General features: G+C 61.2%; 19 protein-coding genes. 8 read left to right on the top strand and 11 right to left on the bottom strand.

Annotated features, from left to right (window positions below):
* Positions 1–327 precede the first annotated feature (327 nt).
* Complete coding sequence (locus ACYVIA_RS19275; RefSeq protein WP_460843712.1) at positions 328–1,491, top strand: exonuclease domain-containing protein; 1,164 nt, start codon at positions 328–330, stop codon at positions 1,489–1,491.
* Between the two features lie 199 nt (positions 1,492–1,690).
* On the opposite strand, the gene phaP is transcribed toward ACYVIA_RS19275, so the two are convergent.
* Positions 1,691–2,242 carry a TIGR01841 family phasin gene (phaP, locus tag ACYVIA_RS19270; RefSeq protein ID WP_460843710.1) on the bottom strand — a complete coding sequence of 184 codons (552 nt, stop codon included), beginning with the start codon at positions 2,240–2,242 and terminating at the stop codon, positions 1,691–1,693.
* Between the two features lie 346 nt (positions 2,243–2,588).
* Between phaP and ACYVIA_RS19265 the strand changes: the two genes are divergently transcribed.
* Positions 2,589–3,599, top strand: a complete 1,011-nt coding sequence (locus ACYVIA_RS19265) for an SLAC1 family transporter (RefSeq protein WP_460843708.1) — start codon at positions 2,589–2,591, stop codon at positions 3,597–3,599.
* An 88-nt stretch (positions 3,600–3,687) separates the two neighbouring features.
* On the opposite strand, the gene ACYVIA_RS19260 is transcribed toward ACYVIA_RS19265, so the two are convergent.
* The 10 genes from ACYVIA_RS19260 to ACYVIA_RS19215 all read right to left on the bottom strand — a co-directional run bounded on the left by ACYVIA_RS19260 (position 3,688) and on the right by ACYVIA_RS19215 (position 14,484).
* Positions 3,688–4,332 (bottom strand): hypothetical protein, encoded by a 645-nt coding sequence (locus ACYVIA_RS19260; protein ID WP_460843707.1) that lies wholly within the window; start codon positions 4,330–4,332, stop codon positions 3,688–3,690.
* 573 nt (positions 4,333–4,905) lie between these two features.
* Complete coding sequence (gene phbB, locus ACYVIA_RS19255) at positions 4,906–5,646, bottom strand: acetoacetyl-CoA reductase (RefSeq protein ID WP_460843705.1); 741 nt, start codon at positions 5,644–5,646, stop codon at positions 4,906–4,908.
* 95 nt (positions 5,647–5,741) lie between these two features.
* Positions 5,742–6,917 carry an acetyl-CoA C-acetyltransferase gene (locus tag ACYVIA_RS19250; protein WP_460843703.1) on the bottom strand — a complete coding sequence of 392 codons (1,176 nt, stop codon included), beginning with the start codon at positions 6,915–6,917 and terminating at the stop codon, positions 5,742–5,744.
* Between the two features lie 414 nt (positions 6,918–7,331).
* On the bottom strand, positions 7,332–8,135 hold the full coding sequence (locus ACYVIA_RS19245) for an IclR family transcriptional regulator (RefSeq protein WP_460843701.1): 804 nt from the start codon (positions 8,133–8,135) through the stop codon (positions 7,332–7,334).
* A gap of 103 nt (positions 8,136–8,238) precedes the next feature.
* Positions 8,239–8,946, bottom strand: coding sequence for an ABC transporter ATP-binding protein (locus ACYVIA_RS19240; RefSeq protein ID WP_460843699.1), 708 nt, complete (start codon positions 8,944–8,946; stop codon positions 8,239–8,241).
* Positions 8,939–9,652 (bottom strand): ABC transporter ATP-binding protein, encoded by a 714-nt coding sequence (locus ACYVIA_RS19235; RefSeq protein WP_460843697.1) that lies wholly within the window; start codon positions 9,650–9,652, stop codon positions 8,939–8,941. The genes ACYVIA_RS19240 and ACYVIA_RS19235 overlap by 8 nt, the downstream gene beginning before the upstream one ends.
* Positions 9,645–10,589 (bottom strand): branched-chain amino acid ABC transporter permease, encoded by a 945-nt coding sequence (locus ACYVIA_RS19230; RefSeq protein ID WP_460843696.1) that lies wholly within the window; start codon positions 10,587–10,589, stop codon positions 9,645–9,647. Before ACYVIA_RS19230 ends, ACYVIA_RS19235 begins: the two co-directional genes overlap by 8 nt.
* A 10-nt stretch (positions 10,590–10,599) precedes the next feature.
* Complete coding sequence (locus ACYVIA_RS19225; RefSeq protein WP_460843694.1) at positions 10,600–11,472, bottom strand: branched-chain amino acid ABC transporter permease; 873 nt, start codon at positions 11,470–11,472, stop codon at positions 10,600–10,602.
* A 256-nt stretch (positions 11,473–11,728) separates the two neighbouring features.
* The gene (locus ACYVIA_RS19220; RefSeq protein WP_460843692.1) at positions 11,729–12,901 is read right to left on the bottom strand and encodes an ABC transporter substrate-binding protein; all 1,173 of its coding nucleotides are present in this window, start codon (positions 12,899–12,901) and stop codon (positions 11,729–11,731) included.
* A gap of 29 nt (positions 12,902–12,930) precedes the next feature.
* Positions 12,931–14,484, bottom strand: coding sequence for a class I adenylate-forming enzyme family protein (locus ACYVIA_RS19215; RefSeq protein WP_460843690.1), 1,554 nt, complete (start codon positions 14,482–14,484; stop codon positions 12,931–12,933).
* A 353-nt stretch (positions 14,485–14,837) separates the two neighbouring features.
* On the opposite strand from ACYVIA_RS19215, the gene ACYVIA_RS19210 reads away from it, so the two are divergent.
* From ACYVIA_RS19210 to ACYVIA_RS19185, 6 genes are all read left to right on the top strand, one after another.
* The gene (locus ACYVIA_RS19210) at positions 14,838–16,379 is read left to right on the top strand and encodes a 3-hydroxyacyl-CoA dehydrogenase (protein WP_460843688.1); all 1,542 of its coding nucleotides are present in this window, start codon (positions 14,838–14,840) and stop codon (positions 16,377–16,379) included.
* 3 nt (positions 16,380–16,382) lie between these two features.
* Positions 16,383–17,585, top strand: a complete 1,203-nt coding sequence (locus tag ACYVIA_RS19205; RefSeq protein ID WP_460843686.1) for a 3-oxoadipyl-CoA thiolase — start codon at positions 16,383–16,385, stop codon at positions 17,583–17,585.
* Positions 17,586–17,599: 14 nt separating this feature from the next.
* Positions 17,600–18,778 (top strand): acyl-CoA dehydrogenase, encoded by a 1,179-nt coding sequence (locus ACYVIA_RS19200; protein ID WP_460843684.1) that lies wholly within the window; start codon positions 17,600–17,602, stop codon positions 18,776–18,778.
* Between the two features lie 381 nt (positions 18,779–19,159).
* Entirely contained in the window at positions 19,160–20,356 is a 1,197-nt protein-coding gene (locus ACYVIA_RS19195; RefSeq protein WP_460843683.1) for an acyl-CoA dehydrogenase family protein, read from the top strand.
* A 9-nt stretch (positions 20,357–20,365) separates the two neighbouring features.
* Complete coding sequence (locus tag ACYVIA_RS19190) at positions 20,366–21,511, top strand: acyl-CoA dehydrogenase family protein (protein WP_460843681.1); 1,146 nt, start codon at positions 20,366–20,368, stop codon at positions 21,509–21,511.
* A gap of 221 nt (positions 21,512–21,732) precedes the next feature.
* On the top strand, positions 21,733–24,882 hold the full coding sequence (locus ACYVIA_RS19185) for a bifunctional diguanylate cyclase/phosphodiesterase (RefSeq protein WP_460843679.1): 3,150 nt from the start codon (positions 21,733–21,735) through the stop codon (positions 24,880–24,882).
* The last annotated feature ends 152 nt before the right edge of the window (positions 24,883–25,034 follow it).

Here is a 25,034-nt window from a genome sequence, read left to right as displayed (position 1 = left end):
CCGCCGTCGCATTGGCGGCCAAGCATGCCAGGATCATGTGGGCCATGCTTGCCAGAGGCACGGAATACAGGGCGGCTGCCTGAACGGATATCGGGAGCCGAAGATTAACCAACTGGAGTACCCCGCCAACGATTGCGAGCAAGACGGGTTGATGGAGAAATGAGTCGAACTCACGCAGACAAGAGCCTGGTAACGCTGATGGCCGAAGCAAGGCCGCTCAGCTAATGAGGAAGCCTGCGAGCGAATGACATCAGGGCCGGTACCGACGGGTGCCACAGTAGGCCGGATAGATTTGTGCAGTCGATTTCAAGTCAACACCAACACGGAATGTCTTGCAAAACGGAGGGAGTCCATAGATTCCTGCGTTACGAGTTCAGGCGCTACGGCATGAAACTGCAGCGCGAGGTGCTATGCACGGTCAAGCTCTCGCGCAAGCTCTTCCCGGATGAAGTCAAGCACAGCCTCGATGCCTTGGTCGAGAGGCATGGCCTCGCATCGGACGGGCGCCATCGCGCGCTCGCAGACGCAGAACTCCTCTGGCAATTCTGGGACAAGCTGCAAGCCACACTACCGCAGGACATGCTGCTGGGCGCAACGCAACAGCTGCTGCAGCGCCCAAACCTGCCCGCCCACATCGATCCCGACGAGCTGGAGGACCTGCCGGACGGCCCCGGCGTCTATGTGTTCTATGACGAGCAGGATGTGCCGCTGTTCGTCGGCAAGGCCGCCCACCTGCGCCAGCGGGTGCTGTCGCATTTTCACGGCGATCGCCCTTCGGACAAGGATGTGCGTCTCGCTCGCGCGCTGCGCCGACTGGCGTGGCACGAGACGGCCGGTGAAATCGGCACCCAACTGCTGGAAACGCAGCTGAAGAAGCGCATGCCGGAAGAAGCGCGACGACGGGAACGCGAGCGCGACCTGTGCGCATGGCAATTGCGTCCTTCGGCAGCCGGCGACCTGCGCCCGGTCCTGGTCTATGCACGGGATCAGGACTTCGGGCGCAGCGAATGCCTGTTTGGCTTGTTTACGACGCGGCAGAAGGCGGAAATGGCGCTGCGTGCGCTCGCGGAGGAGCATGGGCTTTGCCTGTCGCTGCTCGGGCTGGAAGCCCCACCAGAGGGCGAGCCCTGCTCCGCGTTCCTACAAAAGCGCTGCCATGGCACATGCGTCGGCATTGAGCCGCTGACCGAGCATCAAACCCGCCTTGAGCAAGCGCTCTCAGCGCTCAGGATCGAACGGTGGCCCTATGCCGGAGCCGCTGCGCTGGCAGAGCGATCTGCCGATGGCAGGCTCGGACTGCACGTGGTGAACAATTGGGCTTACCTCGGTACCGCGTGGAGCGAGCAGGATGCACTGGCTCTGCAGCAGGCATCTGCCGAGCATCCGCGCTTTGATCCCGACACCTACCGCATCGCATCGCGTGCGCTGAAACTTGGGAAAGTGGAAGCGCATCCCCTGAAGGATGAAGGTGCGCAAGCGGGTCCTCGATGAGAAGCGCTTGTGCGGCGCAGACGCGAAGCATCCAATTGCCGCAGCCATTCGATCATCGGAAACATGTTCTCCCCGGATAGCATGATGAACATGGCTGAAACGAAAAAGGCACCACGGACGTGTGGTGCCTTTTTCATTCGTTCACTTACTTACGCAGTCCGCATTGCGGCCGTGTCAGTCAGCAAGCATGCGAGGACACTCAGGCTTGCTTCGGTGCAGCTGCCTGTACAAACTGGCCGAACGTGCTGTTGAACGTCGCTTCGAATGCATCCATGGTTTGCTTGGCGGTGCGCGCCAGTTGCTCGTAACCATTGCCCGCATTGCCAAGGGTCGACCTGACCATTGCCACCAGCGCTTCGGAACCCACGGGAGCGTTGCTTGCAGCTTGTTCCACCAGCTCGTTGACCTTGCGGTTGACGGTGGACATCTGGGCTTCCGCGGTGTGACTGAGCTCGGACTGGATGCCTTGCGCGATGCTGAAGAGGTTGCCGCCATAAGCGACCGCCTTGGACATGCCCGGTTTGGTTTGCTCACGCACGACGGACAAAAACTCTTCCGGGTCGCGTGCCGACAACAGCTGTTTGGCCTGGCTGGATGAATCCTCCAGCGACGATTTCACGGCGGAGATATTCAGGTTGATCAGCTTCTCCACGCTCTCCAGCGTCTTGCTGGTCAGCGCGGTGTACAGGGCGAGATTGGCTTCCATGCCGGCCTTTGCGGCCATGGACATCGGGTCAGGAATCGGGAACATCGGATCTCCAAAAATTGGGTGGTACGAGCAGAACAAAGCAACTCGCGACGAGAACATGCGACGGACATGCAACGAACATGCGACATAAAATGTTGTCATTTTTTGTTGCGCAGCAACATGAAGCATTCTAGAGGCAGCCTCATGCAAGTACAAGCCGATTTTTGTGCGACGCATGATAACGCACCATTGCCTGATTTTTCTGTCAAGGTTCGATATCAAGAGGGGCAAAATTCGCCGTTCCAACACGACATGCCATGATCTTTTCGTCACCATGGAAGGGGAATCGGTCTAATATGGAATGCGCGTGCCCTACCTTTCCGGCAACCATTTGTTGTTGAAAACAAGTATGGATACTCCAGAGCCCCGTGCCCGCCTGTACTACCTGTTCCGCGCAACCAACATGCCGCAGGGGACGCCTTGGCTGGCGCGCGTGCCGGCCGGCATCTTTGCCATTTCGGTCGGCCTGTTCGGGCTGGTGGACGCATGGCAGCGTGCTGCCGCCTCCGGATGGCGCGTTGCAGACATCGTGGCCAGTATCCTGGTCTGGCCTGCCATCCTCATCTGGGTCGCATCGCTGCTCCTGTATGCGATCAAGTGCAAGCGCCACTGGCGGGCGGTTGCGGCCGAGTTCCGACATCCGGTGCAAGGCTCGCTGCAGGCCCTGCTGCCCCTGTCGATGCTCTTGGCCATCATCCAGTTCCGGCAACCGGAGCAAGGCATCTGGTTATTGCTTGCCCTGTGTGCACTCGCGCTCAACGCGGTGATCGCCTTTCGCGTCGCGTCCGTACTCATTACCGGCCAGATGCCGGCCAACGCGGTGACGCCGGCCCTCTATCTGCCGATCGTCGGTGGTGCACTCATTGGGGCAATGACCTTCGCCAGCCTGGGCTATCGCGGCTGGGCTGCGCTATTGTTCGGCACCGGCCTGTCCGGCTGGGCCCTGCTTGAAGCACGCATCCTGAGCCAGCTGTCCCATGGGCCACTACCCGAAACTGTCCGGGCGACGATTGGCGTGGAACTGGTACCGCCCGTCATTGCGACGTTGGCCGCTGCGGTGATATGGCCGGATCTCCCGGCAGACATTCTCCTGGTCGGCCTTGGCATCGCCGCCGTGCCGTTCGCGACGGTGGCGCTCCGCTTTCGCTGGTGGAGCAAGGTGCCGTTCTCGATCGGCTTCTGGTCCTTCTCGTTTCCGTTGGCCGCGCTGGCCGGCAGCGTGCTCGAGGCGGTGCACCGTGGCGGCTGGCCAATGTGGATCGGCTACGCGACATTGCTTGCAGCCTCCGCAGTCATTACCCTGCTCGCCGTGCGCACGGTGATCCTGGCAGTAAAAGGGAAACTCTTGCCGGCCCAGTAGGAGAATGGTACGGCGGCACAACGGCAAAACGGCCCGAGCGGTGCGCGGGCCGTTGTCATGGTCACAGGTTTGGCGATGCGCGATAGCGTCAGCGCTGCAGCGTTTCCGTACGGCGCATCGTCCTGCGGTCGGCGGCATGGGACGATACGCGGAACTCGAGATTGGTGATCCCGACTGCGCCCGGCGGTCCTGCAACGAAGCCGAAGCCATGCTTGACCGGGAACAGGCAGTTGTCCCGCAGTATCAGGTCGGACTGGCAGTTCGGCAACGGGCTGTACAAGTGCGTCTTGATCTCTTCCCACAGCGGCTCGGTGACCCAGCCATACAGGTAAAGCTGATTGGGATAAAGGGAATTGTCGGAATCGAGGTAGCCCTTCTGGTTTTTCTGTAGCGGCGGTTCTGAGGGCATGGCGTTGGCGACCAGCAAGTCGACCGAGCCTTCACCGATGGGATACGCCTCCTCATTCTGGTAACTGGCATACGCGATGCTGAGATGCCAGCGGCACGTCAGCGCGATCTTCTTCTCCATGCCGAATTTTTCCGTTGCCATCGACAGCCCATCGGTAACGGTCAGTTGCGTGCGGACAATCTGACCGATCAGGGTTGGCTCCAGCCTGCGGAATTCATCCAGGTTTTCATGCAGGTTCCAGAAAAACCATTTGGCCCGTTCGCCATCGGTCATGTCCGGCAGATCGGAAGCCTGCTTGGCGCCGTGCGCCTCGATCGTTCGCATGATGTCTTTCCGCTGCCTTTCATGCGCTTCGTCAACTTCTGGACCAAACCGCTGGATATAGTCGCTCCGCATAAACCTCTCCAAATAAACCTGTTTCGGGTAAATCAGTGCCGGCACCAAACCGGAAAACGCGACGCTATGGTTTGGCGCAAACCGGATATGCATGGCCGGCGCAATTGTGCATCTGGCAGATTGCATTTCCTTTACCGATCGTTACTGCTGCAAAAGTGCAGCATGTTGCATCTTGCTGCATCTGCGCACGATCTTCGCTGATAGAGCGGCATTGAGCACTGTAAGTTCATGCTTTTCATTCAGATCGGCGCAATGCGTGTTGCCGGCTACTATCGGAGCACGATAGCGCCCGCCACCCGATGAGCACGATCAAGGATGCCGCATGCCGACGCCATATCTTTGCGTGGCAAGCAGAAAACACGCTGCCGATTCCCGTCCGCACAGGCGGGAGACAAGCTCCGGGGGGGCAAGAAACAAAAAACCCGGCGCACTCGATGTGCCCCGGGTTTCCTGTTTTTTGCGGTCAGCATGCCTGACCGCAGGCCCCTGCATCAACCTGCATTAATACATGTGCTGGCCGCCGTTGATCGCGATGTTTGCGCCGGTCAGGAAGGCGGCCTCATCGGACGCGAGATAGGCGACGAGACCAGCCACTTCTTCCGGCTTGCCGAGACGACCCATCGGAATCTGCGGAATGATTTTGCTGTCGAGCACTTCGGGCGGGATCGCCATTACCATCTTCGTGCCGATATAGCCGGGCGAAATGGTGTTGACGGTGACGCCCTTCTTCGCGACTTCCAGCGCCAGTGCCTTCGTGAAACCGTGCATACCGGCCTTGGCGGCGGAATAGTTGGTCTGGCCGAATGCACCCTTCTGGCCGTTCACCGACGAGATGTTGATGATGCGACCCCAGCCGCGGTCAGTCATGCCGTCGCAGACCGGCTTGGTCATGTTGAAGACGGAATCCAGGTTGGTCTTGATGACCGCATCCCAGTTGGTCTTGTCCATCTTCTTGAAGGTCATGTCACGCGTGATGCCTGCGTTATTGACCAGCACATCGACCGGTCCGATTTCCTCGGTGATCTGCTTGATGCAGGCCTGCGCAGAATCGTAATCAGCGACATCGCAGGGATAGGCGCGGAACTTGTATCCCTGCTGCTCCATCGATGCCAGCCATTCACCGGACTTGGTATTGCCCGGCGAGTAGGTCGTCACTACCTGATAGCCCAGCGCAGCCATCTTGATGCAGATTGCTTCCCCCAGACCGCCCATACCACCCGTGACCAATGCGACTCTTGACATGTTCTGCTCTCTCTTTTCTGTTTTATCGACACTAAAAACTACGTCACCCCTGTTTCAGCCAATTACCGGCCAAATACCAACCAATTACCAGCCAATCAACGCTCGATTGCCAATGCAACACCCATGCCACCGCCGATGCACAGGCTGGCAAGACCGCGCTTGGCATCGCGGCGAATCATTTCATGGATCAGCGTCACCAGAATGCGGCAACCGGATGCACCAATCGGGTGACCGATCGCGATCGCACCACCATTGACGTTGATCTTGCTGGTGTCCCAGCCCATTTCCTTGTTCACGCCGATGGCCTGCGCTGCAAACGCTTCGTTAATCTCCATCAGGTCCACATCCTTGTGCGTCCAGCCGGCCTTCTTCAGGCACAGCTGCGATGCCGGCACCGGGCCCATGCCCATGATGGTCGGGTCCACGCCCGCGGAGGAATAGGCCTTGATGCGCGCCAGCGGTTTCAGGCCTAGCTGTTCCGCCTTCTTCGCCGACATCATGATGACCGCTGCCGCGCCGTCGTTGATGCCCGAGGCATTGCCGGCGGTGACGGTGCCGTCCTTCGCAAATGCTGCACGTAGGCCGGACAGCGCATCGATGGTCACGCCCGGCTTGATGAATTCATCGGTATCGAACACGACCGTACCCTTCTTGGACGCGATCTCGTAAGGGATGATCTCGTCCTTGAACTTGCCGGCCTTCTGCGCGGCTTCGGCCTTGTTCTGCGATGCGACGGCGAACTCGTCCTGCTCCTGACGGGACACACTGTATTTCTTCGCGACGTTCTCGGCGGTGATGCCCATGTGGTATTGGTTGTACACGTCCCACAGGCCGTCGACGATCATGGTGTCGACCAGCTTGGCATCGCCCATGCGGAAGCCGTCGCGCGAGCCCTGCAGCACGTGCGGCGATGCGCTCATGTTTTCCTGGCCGCCGGCAATGACGATCTCGGCGTCGCCGCACATGATCGCCTGCGCCGCCAGATGAGTCGCTTTCAGGCCGCTGCCGCACACCTTGTTGATGGTCATGGCGGGAACCATGTCGGGGAGACCGGCGCGGATCACCGCCTGCCGCGCAGGGTTCTGTCCGACGCCCGCGGTCAGCACCTGACCCATGATCACCTCGCTCACCTGGTCAGGCGCGATGCCGGTCTTGGCCAGCAGGTTCTTGATTACATGGGCACCGAGGTCGGAGGCAGCCACCTTGGCCAGCGACCCACCAAATTTTCCAACAGCGGTACGGCCAGCAGCGACGATTACCACATCATTCATTTCACTCTCCCTTCAGAACGACAAAAACTTGGGACGCTTGCGCCGGCAAAGGACCGCGACGGACGATTGATTGCCAAATCAGCAAGAAAGCCGCCCATCATAGCGCTGCGTGTCAACGTTTTATTTGATCTTACTCAACCGATTCCTGGCAGCTCGTAATTAGAACGAGCGTTCGCGGCAGGTGCAGGCGCGCCAGGGAATCAGGACAATGACTCGCAAGATCGGCGAGCCGCGATACCCACACAGCCTACGCTGATTTATGTTTCAACACTATGACAGCAAGGCAATTTTTTGCCTTGTCGCAATTGTTGTTTGAATAGTGGAGGCGAACCGGTAAAAAAAGCCGCACGGGGCGGCTTTCGTCAAGTTCGTGTAAGGAGGCGGCGCTATTGCCGTGATCGGCGTTGATCGGTGTTAAGCGCGGCGCAGCCGATCGACGAGATCCAGCAGGCGCGGCTTGACTTCGTTGAGCAGGAATTCCGGGGACAGATTAAACGAGGGGCCACCGCAGTTGATGCTCAAGATGGACGTGCCGTTGGCCGGGCGGAACGCGACCGCGATTGCATTGACATCCTTCTGCCAGTCGCCGAACGAGGTGCAGCAGCCAAGGGTCTGGTATTCCTCCAGTGAGCGCATCACGCCGTCACGGATGCTCGGCCATTTCTGTTCGTCGAATTCGTGCACGCGCTCGAGGATTTCGTTGCGCTCGCTGGACGACGCTTCGGCGAGATAGGCGCGGCCCATTGCAGTCAGCGCAATCGGGATGCGCGCGCCGACGTCCAGACGCAGCGTCAGCGCGGCCTGACTGCGGCAGTTTTCCACGTAAATCATCGACAGGCGGTCGCGCATGCCGAGCGACACCGTCGCATTGGAGAAGTCTGCCAGCTCCTGCATGTAGGGACGCGCGTACTGGCGGATGTCGAGCTTGGACAGCATGGCGCTACCGAGCGCCAGGCTGGCGGTGCCCAGACGGTACTTGCCGAGTTCCTCCACATACTGCAGGTAGCCAAGCTTGGTCAGCGTGTACGTCAGGCGGGATACCGTCGACTTCGGCAGCTTGGCGCGGTCGGCCAGCTCCTGGTTGCCCAGCATTTTTTCGCCGGAGCGGAAGCAGGACAGGATCTCCAGTCCCCTGGCGAGCGCCGTGACGAAATGGCGGTCCTCCTTGGCATTGGATTTCGGGGTGATGGAGTGTTGGTCTATGTTAGGTTGCGCCATGAATGCCTGCGTCGTTTCGCTGTCATTCCTGTCCCCGGCGAGGAGGACAGAAACAGAGGAGTTGCACGAATTTCGTCAAAAAGGTGGCGAATTATCCGCCAAACTACGACTCCAGCGCAAAATACAGGTCGTGCAGCTTTGCAACATCGATCTCGGCGGCGGGCTTGTCGAGGACGACTTTTCCGCTGCGCATCATATAGACACGATCGGCCACGGAAAGCGCCATGTGCGTGTTCTGCTCCACCAGCACGATGGTCACGCCCTCGTTCTTCAGCCGGCGCAGGATGTTGAAGATTTCCTGCACGATCACCGGCGCCAGACCAAGTGAAGGCTCGTCGATCAGCAGGATGCGCGGCTCGGCCATCATGCCACGCGCCATCGCCACCATTTGCGCCTCACCGCCCGAGAGCGAACCGGCCATTTGCTTGCGGCGCTCCTTGAGCTTCGGGAACAGTTCGTACGCACGCTCGATGTTGCGCGCCATCGCCGGCCGCTTGTCCTTGGTGAAGGCGCCCATGATCAGGTTTTCCTCGACGCTCATGTCGCGGAACACCAGCCGGCCTTCCGGCACCAGCACCACGCCCTGCTCCGCCATTTCCCAGGTGCGAGTCTTCGCCAGCGACTGGCCGCGCAAAGTGATGTCGCCCTGGCCGGCCGGCACGAGGCCCATGATGGTTTTCAGCAGCGTGGATTTTCCCGCGCCGTTGGGGCCGACGATGGTGGTCAGCTTTCCCTCGGCAAATGACAGGTTCACGTCCCACAGCACGTTGATCGCGCCATAGCCGGCGCGCAGGTTGCGGATTTCAAGCATGGGCAGCTCCCGTATAACTCTTGATGACTTCCGGATCGCGGAATACCGCGTCCGGCGCGCCGTCGGCGATCACCTTGCCGAAGTTGAGCACCACCACGCGGTCGCACAGCGTGGATACGGTCTCGATGTCGTGTTCGATGATCAGGATGCCGATCTTGAACTTCTTGTGCAGGTCTTCCAGCTTGGCGGTGAAGTAGCGCTTGGCGCTCGTCTCCAGCCCGGCCAGCACTTCGTCAAGCAGCAGCAGCTTCGGCTCGGTCGCGAGCGCCTTGGCCACTTCCAGGCGTTTGAGCTCCTGCAGGGCAAGGCCGGTGGCCGCGTCGCGCTCGGACTGGGCGCGCAGGTCCATGAATTCCAGGATCTCGTCGATGCGGGCGTGGTCGACCTTGCCATTGCCAAAGCGCTGCGCAACGACCAGGTTCTCGCGCACCGTCAGTTCATGCATCGGCTGCGGGATCTGGAAGGTGCGGCCGATGCCCAGGCGGGCGCGCGCATGCAGCGGCTTCTTGCTGATCTCGACGCCGTCGAAATCGACACTGCCCCCCGTTGTCCGTACCAGGCCGGAGATCGCATTGAACAGCGTCGTCTTGCCGGCGCCGTTCGGGCCGACCAGGCCGACCACCTGGTCGGACCCCATCGAGAAAGTGACGTCCTTCAGCGCAATCAGCCCGCCGAACTGGATCGTGATGCCGTTGAGCTTAAGCATGGTGGCCTCCTGCATTGCGCTTCTTGAACAAGCCGAGCAAGCCATCCGGCGCAAACAGGATCATGGCCGCCAGCACGATGCCGAGGATGATCTGGTGCCCCGACGACAGCATGGCCTTGAACACCAGCTGGTCCACAAGGTAGATGACGACCGCGCCCACCATCGGGCCGATGATCGAGCGGTAGCCGCCGAAAATCGCTGCGACGATGGGCAGCACGCTCCAGGCGCCGTTGAACGCGTAATCCGGCTCGAGGAAGTTGATGATGTGGGCATTGAACGCGCCGATCACGCCGGTCATGAAGGCCGACAGCAGCAGCATCCACGACTTCAGCAGCACGCTGTTGACGCCGACCACGCGGGTCGCATCTTCGCTGTCATGCATCGCCCGCAGCGCAATACCGTAGTCGCTTTTGCGCACCCACGCGTAGATTGCGCAGAACGCCAGCACAATCGTCAGCACGAACAGGTACGGGCCGAGCCCGGTCAGGAAATCCGCCTGCATCAATGTGGGCAGGCCGGGAATCGACGACAGGCCGCCGGAGCCGCCGGTGAGCGAGCTGAACTCCGTTGCCAGGATCTTGAAGATATGGGCGTAGGCAAGGATCGCCAGCGCAAAGTACGGACCCGACAGGCGCAGTGCCGGCAGCATCGCCAGCGACGCGACCGATGCAAACACGCCACCGGCAGGGATAGCCAGCAGCACCGGCCAGCCGGCCTTCATCGTCAGCAGCGCCGACGCATAGGCGCCGAGGCCGAAAAATGCCGCATGCCCGAAGCTGACCATGCCGCCGAGATTGCCGAGCAAGGCCCAGGCGACCGCGACGCCGGCCACGATCAGCGAAGATACCGTCAGGCTCAGGATATAGCTGTTGCCCTTGAGCGCAAACGGCACGACCAGGTACAGGACCGCAACTGCGATCCACATGAGTTTTTTCATTGGTGTTTCCTTATCCCCGACGCTTCTTGGCACCGAACAGGCCGTTCGGCAGGATGAACAAAACCAGCAGGAACAGCAGCATGCCTGCGAGCTCCTGCAAGGCCGAGCTGGCGAGCGTGACCGTCATTGCCTCGGTAATGCCCAGCAGCAGTGCAGCGAGCACCACGCCCGGCACAGAACCGACACCGGCAAGCACCGTGATGATGAATGCCTTGACCGTCAGCGAATGGCCGAGCGGCGGCGAGATCACACCGCTGGAGAAGATGGCGATGCCGGCGATCGTGGCGAGCACGCCGGCGACAAGGAAAGACGCCAGCTCGACCTTGGCCGGATTGATACCCATCAGCTTGGCCGCATCCCGGTTGGACGAGACGGCACGCACCGCGCGGCCATACCAGCTGCGCGACAGCCACCAGCCGAGCAGCCAGGCCACAGCGAGGCTGACGACGAAGAAGAACAGCTCGCTGAACATGCTGTACAGGTCGCCGATCTGCACCGCATCCTGCATCGTGGCGTTGGCGGTGGAGCGGATGTCGCTCGACCAGAACAGCAGCACCGCGTTGGTGAGGATCATGCCGAGCGCAAAGGTCAACATGAGCGAATTGAGCTCGCGATTGCGCTGGATGCGCGACACCAGGAAATAGACGATGGCCGAGCAGGCACAAACGACCACGAGCGCGATCGGCAACGCCATCATCGGATTGACGCCGAGACGGCTTTCCACGGTGTAAGCGACATAGGCGGCCAGCAGCACCAGCTCGCCATGCGCGAGGTTGATGATGCGCATGGTGCCGAAGGCGAGCGTCAGGCCGAGTGCGATCAGCGCGTAGACGCCGCCGACCAGCATGCCGGAGTAGAGGGATTGCAGGATGAGTTCTGACATGGTTCGTTAGATGTGTCGGTTGGTTCGTCGCAAAGCAGACGCATCATCTGTGTCTAATTCTTCACGGACGGGTTCCCCCCTTGCCGCGGGGAGGGCAAGGGGCGCCCGGCGTAGGGTGGGGGTCATGCGCTCGAGCCATCGCAGGCTGTTGCGCGAACACTCTACCCCCATCCCAACCTTGCCCCTTGCAGGGGAAAGGAGCCCTGCAAGGAGTCATTGCACAAGTACGTTCAGCGACTTGCGGTCTGACTGCGGATTACCAGGGCACTGCCGGGAATTTCAGCGGCGCAGTTGCCTGACCGGCAGGCGACACGATCGCGATCTTGCCGTCCTGGTGCTGGCCCATTCGGTGCTGGAAGTTCGGGTTATCGCCGTTGGCGTCGAAGGTCACCTTGCCGATCAGCGTGTCGCGGCTGGTCTTGCGCAGCTCTTCGGACAGGCCGCCCTTCTTCAGCGTGCCGTTGTCGGCAGCGCGAGCAATCGCTTCAAACAGCAGCGACGCCTTCACGTAGCCGAACTGGGCGAGGTAGTCGACGTCCTTGTTGAACATCTTCTTGTAGGTGTCGGCGAACTGCTTGCCTTCCGGCGTCTTGTACTCGACCGGGAACGGCAACAGTGCGGTGCCGATCACGTTCGGCATCAGGTCCGGGAAGTCGGCTGCCATCTTGGACGTGGCCAGCGACCACACGCCGACAACCGACTTGACCGGCGGCTTGAGCACCTTGGCGGCACGGATGATGCCGACATAGTCGTTCTCGTAGGCGCTCATCAGGATGACTTCGGATTTGTCCTGCAGCTTGATCTTGTTGATGATCGGCTTGAAGTCGGTGATCGCCGGGTCGAAAGCATGCGTCGTCACCTTGATGCCCTTGGCGGTGAGCGACTTCTCCACGCCCTTGGCCAGGTCGGTGGTTGCTTCCTTGGTGGAATACACGATCGACACCGACTTGACCTTCATTTCCTGCATCAGGTTTTCGATCGCCAGCTCGTAGCCGCGGGTATTGTTGATGCGGAAGAAGGTCTTGTAGCCGCGCTTGGTCAGGTCATCATTGACGCCGCCGGCAGTGATGTAGGTGAGGTTGTGACGATTGGCCGCGTCGGATGCCGGGCCAATGATGTTGGAGCCGTAGCCGCCGATGACTGCCGCCACGCCTTCGGACTGCAGTTTTTCGACGGCGGCGACTGCCTTTGCCGGCGCGGATTCGTCGTCGATGGTCACCATCTTGACGGTGTGCTTGCCGTTGGTCTTGTTGAAGATTTCCACGGCGGCCTGTACGCCTTCATTGAAACCGGCGCCGGAGCGTGCGATCGCGCCTGTGAGCGGCATGTGCGCGCCCACCTTGAATTCTTCTGCGTTGACAGCGGCAGCGCAGAATGCTGCGCTCAGGGCAACGCCCAGTTTCGCTACGGTGTTCAGTTGAAATTTCATGTCTCTTCCTCTTGTTAAAAAGCTCTGGTTCACGAATGTTCGGTGACGCGCTTTGCGGCGATTTGTTGCAGCTCCTTTTTCAGTACCTTGCCGGTCGCCGCCGCCGGCAAGTGATCGAGTACGACGATCTCTGAAGGAATTTTGTAGGGGGACAGGTTGGCTTTCAGGTGCGCGCGCAGCGCATCGAGCGAGACGTCAGCGCCGCTGGCAACCTCGATGAAGGCGACGACTTCTTCGTTGCCTTCCACTTCGCGCCCGACGACCGCGGACTGCACCACGCTCGGATAGCCGTTGAGCACCTGTTCCACTTCAATCGGATAGACATTGAAGCCAGAACGGATGATCAACTCCTTGCTGCGACCAACCAGCGTGACCGCGCCGTCGGGCTCGAAGCGTGCGAGATCGCCGGTGCGCAACCAGCCATCTTCGGACAGCGTGGCGGCGGTGAGTTCGGGGGCCTTGTAGTAACCCTTCATGACGTTCGGGCCGCGTACCCAGAGCTCGCCGGCGCCATCGGCGCTTTGTTCGGCGCCATGCAGTCTGACTTCAATACCGGGGATCGGCGGACCGACCGAGCAGTCGGTGCGCGGCGTATCCATGCGCGTCTGGCAGATCGATGGCGAGGACTCGGTCATGCCGTAGCCGTTGTGCAGCGTCAGGCCGAATGCCTTCTCGAAGGCTTGCTTGAGCGGCATCGTCAGCGGCGCGCCGCCGGATTGCGCCACGCGCAGATGCGGTGCCTGGATCGGCTTGCCCGTGCTTTCGCTCCATTCGAGCAGCTTGGCGTACATTGCGGGAGCGCCATGCATGACGGTGATGCCTTCCTCGGCCAGCGCGTGCGCCAGCGTGTCCGGCTGATAGCGTGCGGCAAGCCGCAGCGTCGCACCGCCCATCAAGGCGGCCACCAGCAGTGAAGAAAGTCCGTACACATGTGACAGTGGGAGCACGCCATAGATGACATCGGCCGGGCCGATGCGACGCATGCGGCAGCTGTTGGCGCCAATGAAGATCAGGTTGGCATGGGTCAGCATGACCGCCTTCGGCGCACCGGTCGTGCCGGAGGTATAGACCATGGCCGCGACCTGCTGCTTGCCGTCCTGCTCGACCGGCTCCTGCGTTGCCTGCTCGTTCAGGGGGCCGAGCAGCAATTGTCCGATGCCCGGCCATTCGACTGTTTGCGCGCCGCGCTGTTCGCCATGTGCCTTCGCCTGCGGGGACGCCGTGCCGAAGTACAAGGCGCGGCGCGCGCTGGAATGCGCCAGGAAATTATCGATTTCGCGGGCCGACAGGCGGGCGTTGACGGTGGCTGACCAGGCGTCCAGGCGGCTCAGCGCGAGTATGCACACCCCCAATGCAACGGAATTCTCTGCCACCAGCAGCACGCGGTCGCCGCCACGCACGCCGGCCTCGCGCAGTTTTTGCGCCACCGCGTCGACGACACCGCCGAGCTGCCCATAGGTAATGGACCGCTCATCGTCTTTCAGCGCAACCTTGTCCGGCTGCGTTGCTGTCCAAGGTTGAAAGACCTCGTGAATGCGGCGCGTATCGCTGCCAGCGCCAGCCGGTTTCACCTCGTGATTCATCCCGTCTCCTTGCTGTTCTTGCAAGACAGCAGAAATTATTTTGAATGGGAGGACAAATGCATCCCGGCGGAAAAAGGGTTTCCATGGATGCATTCCAAGTGCCAGATACTGGCACAAGGATTTTGGAAGCGCAACGGTTTTTTCGGAATATTGTGCTGCAATGCAGAACTTTAGCGTTTTGACAATCGTGGATGATGCCGCATGGAATCTCTCCTGCCGTTGCTATCATTCGCTATTTTCCATTGATTCGTACGCATTTCTTGACACCGCTAAAGGAAAAGCAATAGAGTTCCATTTTCTGATATATCTTTCTGCAGTGCAGAATTAGACGAAAATCACTAAGGAGATCACGGATGCGTGAGGCAAATCGCCCCGAACCCGCCTCGGCGGAAGTGGTAGTGGGTGTCGTAGGATGCGGCATCATGGGGCGCGGTATCGCGCAGATTGCCGCTCTCGCCGGCTCTTGCGTACGGCTGACCGACAGCCGGGAAGGCGCAGCCGTCTCCGCACGCGCAGAACTGCTCGCCACCTTCGGCAAACTGGTCGAGAAAGGCAAGCTGCCCCCGTCGGCAGCCGAGTCTGCCGGCCAGCGCCTGCAAGCCTGCGCATCGCTCGACGAACTGGCCGGCTGCCATGTCGTCGTCGAGGCGATCGTGGAAGACCTGAATGCGAAGAAATCGCTGTTTGCCACGCTGGAAGGCATCGTCGGCCCCGAGGCCATTCTCGCCACCAACACCTCCTCTCTGTCGGTAACGGCCATCGCCGCCGGGCTCCAGCATCCCGAGCGCGTCGCGGGGTTCCACTTCTTCAATCCGGTGCCGCTAATGAAGATCGTCGAGGCGATCGGCGGCTTCCTGACCGCGCCGGATGTCGTCGATTACCTGCTCGCACTCGGCAAACACTGGGGCCACACCGCAGTACGCGCCAAGGACACGCCGGGCTTTATCGTCAATCATGCCGGCCGCGGTTACGGCACGGAAGGCATGCGATTGCTGAATGAAGGTATTGCCAGCGTGCCGACGCTCGACAACATCCTGCGCGACACTGCCGGCTTCCGCCTCGGCCCGTGCGAACTCTTCGACCTCACCGGCCTCGATGTATCGCATCCGGTGATGGAATCGATTTACCACCAGTATTACGAAGAGCCGCGTTTCCGCCCGCAGGGGCTCACCCGCCAGATGCTGGTGGCCGGCGCGCTCGGTAAAAAAGTCGGCCACGGTTTCTATCGCTATGGCGCCGATAGCAAGAAGGAAGCGATCGCCGAACCGGCACACGCGACAAAACTGCCGTCGAGCGTCTGGCTCAGCCAGGAACGTCCGGAGCTCGCAGAACGCGTTGCGGTGCTGGTCGCCGCCGCCGGTATCCCGATTGAAAGCGGCGCGCGGCCGAGCGATACCGCACTGTGCATCGTCACGCCGCTGGGTGACGATGCCACCACCTGCTGCGTGCGCGAAGACCTCGACGGGCGCCGCACTGTCGCCGTGGAAGCCTTATTCGACACCTCCCGCCGCCGCGTCGTGATGACCACGCCGGCGACCGATGCGGACTATCTGGCAATGGCCTGCGGCGTATTTGGCGCGACAGCCGTGCCGGTGAGCGTGATCCGCGACAGTGCCGGACTGGTCACGCAGCGCGTCGTCGCCCACATCGTCAACATCGCCTGCGAGATCGCGCAGCAAGGCATCGCCGATCCGCAGGACATCGACCGCGCCGTGACGCTCGGCCTCGGCTATCCGGTCGGACCGCTCGCCTGGGGCGACCAGCTCGGAACGAAGACCGTGCTCACCATCCTGAAAAACCTCGAACAACAGACGGGCGATGCACGCTATCGCCCCAGCCCATGGCTGCAACGCCGCGCATTGCTGGGCCTGTCACTACATCACAAGGAGATCTGATCCATGCTCGACGCCTATATCTATGATGGCCTACGCACCCCCTTCGGCCGCCACGCCGGCGCACTCGCCCCAGTCCGTCCGGACGACCTCGTCGCGGAAGTGATCCGAGCACTGGTTGCGCGCAACCCGTGGCAGGCAGACCAGATCGAGGACGTGATCCTTGGCGACACCAACCAGGCCGGCGAGGATTCACGCAACGTCGCGCGCAATGCCCTGCTCGCAGCCGGCCTGCCGGTCACCGTGCCGGGCCAGACTGTCAACCGCCTGTGCGCCTCCGGCCTCGCCGCCGTGATGGACGCCGCACGCGCGATTACCTGCGGCGAAGGCGACCTATACCTCGCCGGCGGTGTGGAAAGCATGAGCCGCGCACCCTTCGTCGTCGCCAAGTCGGAGTCGCCCTTCTCGCGCGACTTCAAGGTCTTCGACACCACCATCGGCGCGCGCTTCCCGAACCCGAAGGTCACCGCACAATACGGCGCAGACACGATGCCCGAGACCGGCGACAACGTTGCGAAGGACTTCGGCATCACACGCGCGCAAGCGGACGAGTTTGCACTCGCGTCGCAGATGAAATACCAGGCGGCCTTGGAAGCCGGTTTCTTCGCCGGAGAAATCCATCCGATCTCCGTGCCGACCGGCCGCAAAACCCCGCCGGTCGTCGTCGATAAGGACGAGCATCCGCGCCCCGAAACCACAGCCGCCACGCTGGAAAAGCTCAAGCCACTGTTTGAAGGCGGCATCGTCACCGCAGGCAATGCGTCCGGCATCAATGACGGCGCAGCCGCGCTGCTGGTTGGCAGCCGTGCCGCCGGCGAGAAGGCAGGCAAGGCACCGATGGTGCGCATCCTGTCGGCAGCCGTTGCCGGCGTCGAGCCGCGCATCATGGGCGTGGGCCCCGTCAATGCGATCAAGAAAGCACTGGCGCGCGCGAACCTGACGCTGGCCGACATGGACATCATCGAAATTAACGAAGCATTCGCCAGCCAGGTGCTGAGCTGCCTGAAGCTGCTGGAAGTCGACCTGAAGGACAGCCGCGTGAACCCGAACGGCGGCGCGATCGCCCTCGGCCATCCGCTCGGCGCGTCCGGCGCCCGCCTCGCACTCACTACCAGCCGCGAACTCATCCGCCGCAACGGCCGCTACGCCGTCGTCAGCCTGTGCATCGGCGTTGGCCAGGGCCTCGCCGTCGTTATCGAAAAAATTTAATACCGGAGACATTCATGACCAACAAAGTGCAATTCCACTGGGACGACCCGCTGCTGCTGGACCAGCAACTGACCAACGAAGAACGCATGGTGCGCGATGCCGCCAAGGCGTACTGCCAGGACAAGCTGCAGCCGCGCGTGCTGGAAGCCTTCCGCCACGAAAAAACCGACCCGGCGATCTTCCGTGAAATGGGTGCGCTCGGCCTGTTGGGCCCGACCATCCCCGAGCAGTACGGCGGCCCGGGCCTGAACTACGTCAGCTACGGACTGATCGCGCGCGAAGTCGAGCGCGTCGACTCCGGCTACCGCTCGATGATGAGCGTGCAAAGCTCGCTGGTGATGGTGCCGATCTATGAATTCGGCAATGAACAGACGAAACAGAAATACCTGCCGAAGCTCGCCACCGGCGAATACATCGGCTGCTTCGGCCTGACCGAGCCGAACCATGGTTCCGACCCCGGCTCGATGATCACCCGCGCGAAGAAAGTGCCCGGCGGCTACAGCCTGACCGGCAGCAAGATGTGGATCTCCAATTCCCCGATTGCCGACGTGTTCGTCGTATGGGCCAAGGATGACGAAGGCGCGATCCGCGGCTTCGTGCTGGAAAAGGGCTGGAAAGGTTTGTCTGCTCCGGCGATCCACGGCAAGGTCGGCCTGCGTGCATCGATCACTGGCGAGATCGTGATGGATGAGGTGTTCTGCCCGGAAGAAAACGCGTTCCCGGAAGTGCGCGGCCTGAAAGGCCCGTTCACCTGCCTGAACTCCGCGCGGTACGGCATTGCATGGGGCGCCTTGGGTGCGGCGGAGGATTGCTGGTTCCGTGCGCGCCAGTATGTGCTCGACCGCAAGCAGTTCGGCAAGCCCTTGGCTGCGAACCAGCTCATTCAATTGAAGCTGGCGAATATGCAAACCGAGATCACGCTCGGTTTGCAAGGCTGCCTGCGCCTCGGACGGATGAAAGACGAAGGCACCGCAGCCGTAGCCATCACCTCCATCATGAAACGCAACTCCTGCGGCAAAGCTCTCGAAGTCGCACGCCTCGCCCGCGACATGATGGGTGGCAATGGCATCTCCGACGAATTCGGCGTCGCGCGCCACATGGTGAACCTCGAAGTGGTGAACACCTATGAAGGAACGCATGACATTCACGCGTTGATCCTTGGACGTGAGCAGACGGGGATTGCGGCATTTTAATGACGTGTTAGTGGCGTGAGTGGCGGGCTTCGCTCCGCTCAACCCACCCTACGATTGCCAAAACACGATCAGGTTGTGCCGGGCTGTTTCCGCTTCTGACGCTGCCGGCGTTGCGAGACGCAAAGCGGATAAAGAAGCGAAACATGTCTGAGCCGAAGGCGAGTTGGTTTCGCTTCCCGCTTTGCGTCTAGCAACGCCGGGAACCCCGAAGGGGCAGCGGCTGTGCGGTCGCCTTTTTTGCCTACTTTTTTGGCGAAGCAAAAAAGTAGGTGGCCCGCCGGGGCCAGTCCCGGCAAGCCCAAACGAAGAACAGACCGTACTGCATCACCGAAGAGCCGAACACCGCCGGAAGCCGGAACAAAGAACAAGCAAGAGGAACCCATGAACCTGAACTTCACCCCCGAAGAACTCGCCTTCCGCCAGGAAGTCCGCGAATTCGTCGCCACGCATCTCCCCCCCGACATCCAGCACAAGGTCTTGAACGGCCTCGTCCTCAAATCCGAGGACTACATCCGCTGGCAAAAAATCCTGCACAAGCAGGGCTGGGGCGGCAGCGCGTGGAAAAAGGAATTCGGCGGCACCGGCTGGAGCACCACGCAGCAATACATCTTCGAAGAAGAGCTCGCCGCTGCCGGCGCGCCGCGCATGGTCCCCTTCGGCCTGAAGATGGTCGCACCGGTCATCATGCAGTATGGCTCGCCCGCGCAGCAGGAACGCTTCCTCCCGAAAATCCTGTCCGCCGACGAATGGTGGTGCCAAGGCTATTCCGAGCCGGGTTCCGGTTCCGACCTCGCCTCCGTGAAGATGCGTGCCGTGCGCGAGGGTGATTACTACGTCTGCAACGGCCAGAAGACCTGGACCACGCTCGGCCAGTATGCCGACTGGATCTTCTGCCTGGTGCGCACCGATCCGGAAGCCAAGGCACAGCGCGGCATTTCCTTCCTGCTGATCGACATGAAGTCGCCGGGCATCACCGTGCGCCCGATCATCACGATGGACGGCGCGCATGAAGTCAACGAAGTCTGGTTCGAGAATGTGCGCGTGCCGGTCGAGAACCGGGTCGGCGAAGAAAACGCCGGCTGGACCTATGCGAAATTCCTGCTCGGCCATGAGCGCACCAACATTGCCGGCATCGGCATCGCCAAGCGCGAGCTCGCACGCTTGAAGCGCATCGCGTCGCTGGAGACCAAACACGGCAAGCCGCTGATCAAGGACCCGCTGTTCGCCGCCAAGATTGCGCAGATCGAGATCGACCTCACTGCACTGGAAATCACCAACCTGCGCGTGCTGTCGGCTGAGGCCGAGCGCCGCGCGCCAGGGCCGGAAGCGTCGATCCTCAAGATCAAGGGCACCGAGATCCAGCAGGCGATCACTGAAATGCTGGTGCAGGCAGTCGGTCCCTACGGCCTGCAGCTGCGCCGCGAAGCAATGGCCGCCGGCTACCAGGGCGACGATGTCGGGCCGTTCTATGCGGTGCCGCTCGCTGCGAACTACCTGAACATGCGCAAGCTGTCGATCTACGGCGGCTCCAATGAAATTCAAAAGAACATCATCTCCCAGATGATCCTGGGCCTGTAGGAGCGATTCATGGACTTTACCTTTACCGAAGAACAGCAAATGCTGCTCGACACCACCCGCCGCTTTGTGGCGAAGGACTATGGTTTCGAGACACGCCGCCAGATCAAGGAAAAATCCCCGGACGGCTTCAGCCGCGAGGCATGGCAGTCGCTGGCCGACATCGGCCTGCTCGCGCTCAACGTGCCGGAAGAAGACGGCGGCCTCGGCGGCAGCCCGATCGATACCATGCTGGCGATGACGGCCGTGGGCGAGGGCCTGCTGCTGGAACCCTTCCTGAGCAGCGCGGTGCTTGCCACCAAGGCGATTGCACTGCTCGGCAATGAGCAGCAGCGCGCAGACCTGCTGCCGGCACTGGCCGGCGGTGAAAAGATTGCGGCGTTCGCGCATGACGAGCATGCGAGCCGCTTCGAGCGCATGGCGATCGAGACGCGAGCATGGCCGGCGGGCGACGGCTATGTGCTGACCGGCCACAAGAGCGTCGTGCCGCACGGCGGTTCGGCCGACCTGCTGCTCGTCACTGCGCGCATCGCGGGTGCCGGTGCGGGTGAGAGTGAAAGCGGCCCGATGGCAGTGTTCATCGTCCCGCGCGATGCCTTCGGCGTGGCGAAAGTGCCGTACAAGACGGTCGACGGCATTCCTGCGTGCGAAGTGTGGCTCAACCAGGTATACGTGCCGGCCAGCGCAATGCTGGGCGCTGCCGGCGCAGAAGGCAAGGTTGCCGACGTGCTCGACTTCGGCCTGGCTGCCGTCTGCGCGGAAGCAATCGGCGCGCTGGACAAGATCCTTGCCGCCACCGTCGAATACTCGCGTAACCGCAAGCAGTTCGGCCAGCCGATCGGCAAGTTCCAGGCCTTGCAGCACCGCATGGCCGACATGGTGTTGCATATCGAACAGGCACGCTCGATGAGTTGCCTTGCTGCCGTGCGCTGCACGGATGCCGACCTGGCCGTACGCGGCAAAGCCCTGTCGGCAGCCAAAGTCGTCATCGGCCAGGCATGCCGCTTCGTCGGCCAGCAGGCAGTGCAGCTGCACGGCGGCATGGGCGTGACCGACGAGCTGGATGTCAGTCATTATTTCAAGCGCCTGATGGCAATCGAAATGCAGTTCGGCAGCACCGACCATCACCTCGAAACCTACGCCAGCCAGCTCGCCTGATTTGTAACAGCCCTGTCCTCACCGCCTTGCTGCACGTCTTTGCATATCTCTTCAGTACGTGCGGCAAGGCGAGTCCATTCTTCCCAATGTACCGCATTCTGCCGGGGATCAATTTCATGCGACCGAGGCAGAACAAGGCACCTCCGCAACAGTCATACGGATGATGCTGGCTTCCAACTTGTTCGCCCAGCAGACAACTTGTTTCCTTACCGGATACGGCCGTGGCGGCATCGACATTGTCAGCTCACAACAATGGTGCTCCGCGCAAGCATCTCTGGCTTGCGGTCGGCGTCTTTTCCGCGCTTTTCATTCTTTCGCTGCTTGCGAGCTACCTCGTTTATCGCCGCCTGGTCGAAGGCGAAGAGCAACGCGTCAGGGTCACGCTCAATAGCGCCGCAGACGTACGCGCCTCCGCCGTATCCGGATGGGCGCAGGAAAGGCTCGGCGATGTCACGGCATTCAGTGGCGGCCCGTTTCTCGGTGAAGCGATACATGGCTGGCTGGCGCAAGGCGCGCCGGACAATGAAGCCAAGCAGCAGATACTCGAGCAACTCAAGGTTATCCAGTCGACCTATGGCTACCTCGATGTCTGCATCTATGACATCAATGGCCGGATGCGCCTGTCCACGGAAGAAGGCGACGAAAACGTCAAGCACGAATTCGACCTGGGCGAGAAGCAAACCGCGATGCGCGCGTTTGCCTCCAACCAGACCGAGGTGTCCTCCATCCGGCAGGCACCGGCCGGTTACGATGCCCGGCGCGTCGTCTATTTCGCCTCGCCGCTGAGCAGCAGGAACGAACAGACCGGCAAGCTTCCCTCGGCCATGGTGGCCACTGCAAGCGTGGACATGCTGCTCGACGCTTTCATTCGGTCCTCGCCGATCATGGCCGCCAGCACCGAAGCCTTCCTGGTTGAAATCCTCGGCGACCAGGTGGTCGTCAGCACCAGCAGCGAGAAATCATCACATTTCGAAGACCTCAACATCCTGCCGATCACACCGGAGGAGTTCGTCAAGGCAGCTTCCACGCCGCAGACGACTTTCCTGTTGCGCAGCCGGCTCGGCAGCATGATGGTGTCTGTCGCCCGCCGGATTGATGGCGTGCCATGGTACCTGGTGACGATGGTGGACCGGAATGCCGCGCAGGCAAGCCTGCAACAGATTGCCTGGCTGGTCACAGCCGCCGCAGCGGGGCTGCTGCTGTTGATGGGTGCCGCGGTGCTGTTCTGGTGGCGGGAACGGGAAGGCCAGTTCCAGTATCAGTCACTGCAGGCCGCCACGGAGCAGGCCTTGCTGCGGCGCCAATACGATTTTCTTTCCAAATACGCCAACGACCTGATCGTGCTGACCGATGCTGACGGCAGCATTGTCGAAGCCAACGACAAGGCGACACAGCTCCTTGGCCGCAGCCGCGCCGAGCTGGTGGACACCTCGTTCTGGTCCCTGCTCCCGGATTCGTGCAGCCCTCCGCCATCGGAGTCGCGCGAAAACCTGCGCACGCACGGAGCGGCGGTATTCGAGGCGGCCACGCCCGGCGGCAATGGCAACGCCTCCGGACGGCATATCGAGATCAACGCTCGCGCCATCGAGCAGCAAGGACGGCATTACGTCCAGATGATAGGACGGGACATTACGGAACGGCGGCAGTCCGAAGCCGCGCTGCGCGAAAGCAAGGACCGCATCAACAGCATCCTGGCTTCCATCGCCGACGTCGTCTGGTCCTTTTCACCGGACTTTTCGCGCTTTCATTACATCAACCAGTCCGTGGAACAGGTCTACGGTTATTCCTTGCCGACATTTCTCGAGAATCCTCGCATTTGGTTCGAGACCATCCATCCCGATGACAGGGACAGGGTCAATGAATTAATCGCTTGCCTCACACCGGAGCATCCGGCCTGCGATACGGAATACCGGATCATCCGCAGCGACCGGGAAGTGCGCTGGCTCCATTGCAAGGGCGCACTGGTCACCGACGAACGCGGAAAACCGATCCGCATCGATGGGGTAAGCACCGATGTCACCGAGCGCAAGATCACCGAGCAGCGGGTAGAGCAGCTTGCCTACTACGACAGCGTGACGAATCTGCCCAACCGCCGGCTGCTGGAAGACCGGGTGGATCAGGCCATGCACATGGCACAGCGCAGCAGCAAGAAGGTCGCGCTGTTCTACATGGACCTCGATAACTTCAAGAACATCAACGACTCGCTCGGCCATCATATCGGCGACATGCTGCTGCGCGAAATCGCCGACCGGCTGATGCAGTGCGTGCGCGAGGAAGATACTGTCGCGCGCTTCGGCGGCGACGAATTCGTCATCGTGCTGCCCGACCTTGAAAAAGGTGAACAGGCCGTTGCAGTGGCCGAAAAGATCCTTGACGCGACGTCTCGCCAGATCTTCCTGCATGGCCATCAGATCCATACAACGATCAGCATCGGGATTGCCATCTATCCGGACGATGCCGGACACCGCAACGAACTGATGCAGCATGCCGACTCCGCGCTATACCAGGCAAAAGGCCATGGCCGCGACAACTACCAGTTCTTCACGGAAGAGCTGAACCGGCAGATCATGCGCAACAGTAGTATCGAGCGCCAGCTGCGCGAAGCGATGACCGAAGGCCACCTGCACCTGTGGTACCAGCCGCAGGTCGATATCACCACCGGCAAGCTCATCGGTGCCGAGGCACTGCTCCGCTGCCGCAATTCCCATGGCGACATCCTGTCACCGGTCGAGTTCATCCCGGTTGCAGAAGAGCGCGGCATGATCGGCAGGATCGGGGAGTGGGTCATGCGTGAAGCATGCAAGCAATGCCGCCAATGGCAACGCCAAGGATTGCAGACGGTACCGATCGCGGTGAACGTTTCACCGCTGCAGTTCCAGCAGAAGGGTTTCGCCAAGCTCGTGACGGACATCCTGTCCGATGCAGACCTGGATCCGACCTACCTCGAGCTGGAGATCACGGAGAGTTCCATCATGCGCCGCGCAACGCAGGTTGCCCAGCTCGCCCGGCATCTGCGCGAAGCTGGCGTCGGCATCAGCATCGACGATTTCGGCACCGGCTACTCCAGCCTCAGCTACCTGAAGCAGATACCGATCGACAAGATCAAGATCGACCGATCCTTCATCGATGACATGCTCAACGACGATGACGACGACGCGATCACCTACGCGATCATCAATCTCGCCCACAGCCTGAAGCTGCGCGTGCTTGCCGAAGGCGTGGAAAGCGAGGCCCAGATCGACCGGTTGCGCAGGTACGGCTGCGACGAAGTGCAGGGGCACATCTACAGCACGGCGGTGTCGTCACAAGCCTTTGAAGCGCTGCTCGCCCAGCGGGCAGTGTTTGCAACCCCGGCGGAGCTGCGGCATTAGTGGAATGGCGAAAAACGTAAGGCGCGGACTGAAGCGAGCAGGCTGAACGTGGAGGCAGGGAGCACTCGCGTGCGGGTAGTACGGGTAGCACGTAGAGCGCCGCGGGCCTCAGGATAGGCCTGTGCATTCATTTTCAAGCGCCTGCCTGGCAG

Source organism: Noviherbaspirillum agri (assembly GCF_054780595.1).
Note: the sequence above shows the minus strand (reverse complement) of the source record. Positions and strands in the feature narration are given on the sequence as shown.

Coding starts and splice junctions, on each gene's coding strand:
- ACYVIA_RS19275 (WP_460843712.1), top strand. CDS start 328: ATGTCTTGCAAAACGGAGGGAGTCCATAGATTCCTGCGTTACGAGTTC.
- phaP (WP_460843710.1), bottom strand. CDS start 2,242: ATGTTCCCGATTCCTGACCCGATGTCCATGGCCGCAAAGGCCGGCATG.
- ACYVIA_RS19265 (WP_460843708.1), top strand. CDS start 2,589: ATGGATACTCCAGAGCCCCGTGCCCGCCTGTACTACCTGTTCCGCGCA.
- ACYVIA_RS19260 (WP_460843707.1), bottom strand. CDS start 4,332: ATGCGAACGATCGAGGCGCACGGCGCCAAGCAGGCTTCCGATCTGCCG.
- phbB (WP_460843705.1), bottom strand. CDS start 5,646: ATGTCAAGAGTCGCATTGGTCACGGGTGGTATGGGCGGTCTGGGGGAA.
- ACYVIA_RS19250 (WP_460843703.1), bottom strand. CDS start 6,917: ATGAATGATGTGGTAATCGTCGCTGCTGGCCGTACCGCTGTTGGAAAA.
- ACYVIA_RS19245 (WP_460843701.1), bottom strand. CDS start 8,135: ATGGCGCAACCTAACATAGACCAACACTCCATCACCCCGAAATCCAAT.
- ACYVIA_RS19240 (WP_460843699.1), bottom strand. CDS start 8,946: ATGCTTGAAATCCGCAACCTGCGCGCCGGCTATGGCGCGATCAACGTG.
- ACYVIA_RS19235 (WP_460843697.1), bottom strand. CDS start 9,652: ATGCTTAAGCTCAACGGCATCACGATCCAGTTCGGCGGGCTGATTGCG.
- ACYVIA_RS19230 (WP_460843696.1), bottom strand. CDS start 10,589: ATGAAAAAACTCATGTGGATCGCAGTTGCGGTCCTGTACCTGGTCGTG.
- ACYVIA_RS19225 (WP_460843694.1), bottom strand. CDS start 11,472: ATGTCAGAACTCATCCTGCAATCCCTCTACTCCGGCATGCTGGTCGGC.
- ACYVIA_RS19220 (WP_460843692.1), bottom strand. CDS start 12,901: ATGAAATTTCAACTGAACACCGTAGCGAAACTGGGCGTTGCCCTGAGC.
- ACYVIA_RS19215 (WP_460843690.1), bottom strand. CDS start 14,484: ATGAATCACGAGGTGAAACCGGCTGGCGCTGGCAGCGATACGCGCCGC.
- ACYVIA_RS19210 (WP_460843688.1), top strand. CDS start 14,838: ATGCGTGAGGCAAATCGCCCCGAACCCGCCTCGGCGGAAGTGGTAGTG.
- ACYVIA_RS19205 (WP_460843686.1), top strand. CDS start 16,383: ATGCTCGACGCCTATATCTATGATGGCCTACGCACCCCCTTCGGCCGC.
- ACYVIA_RS19200 (WP_460843684.1), top strand. CDS start 17,600: ATGACCAACAAAGTGCAATTCCACTGGGACGACCCGCTGCTGCTGGAC.
- ACYVIA_RS19195 (WP_460843683.1), top strand. CDS start 19,160: ATGAACCTGAACTTCACCCCCGAAGAACTCGCCTTCCGCCAGGAAGTC.
- ACYVIA_RS19190 (WP_460843681.1), top strand. CDS start 20,366: ATGGACTTTACCTTTACCGAAGAACAGCAAATGCTGCTCGACACCACC.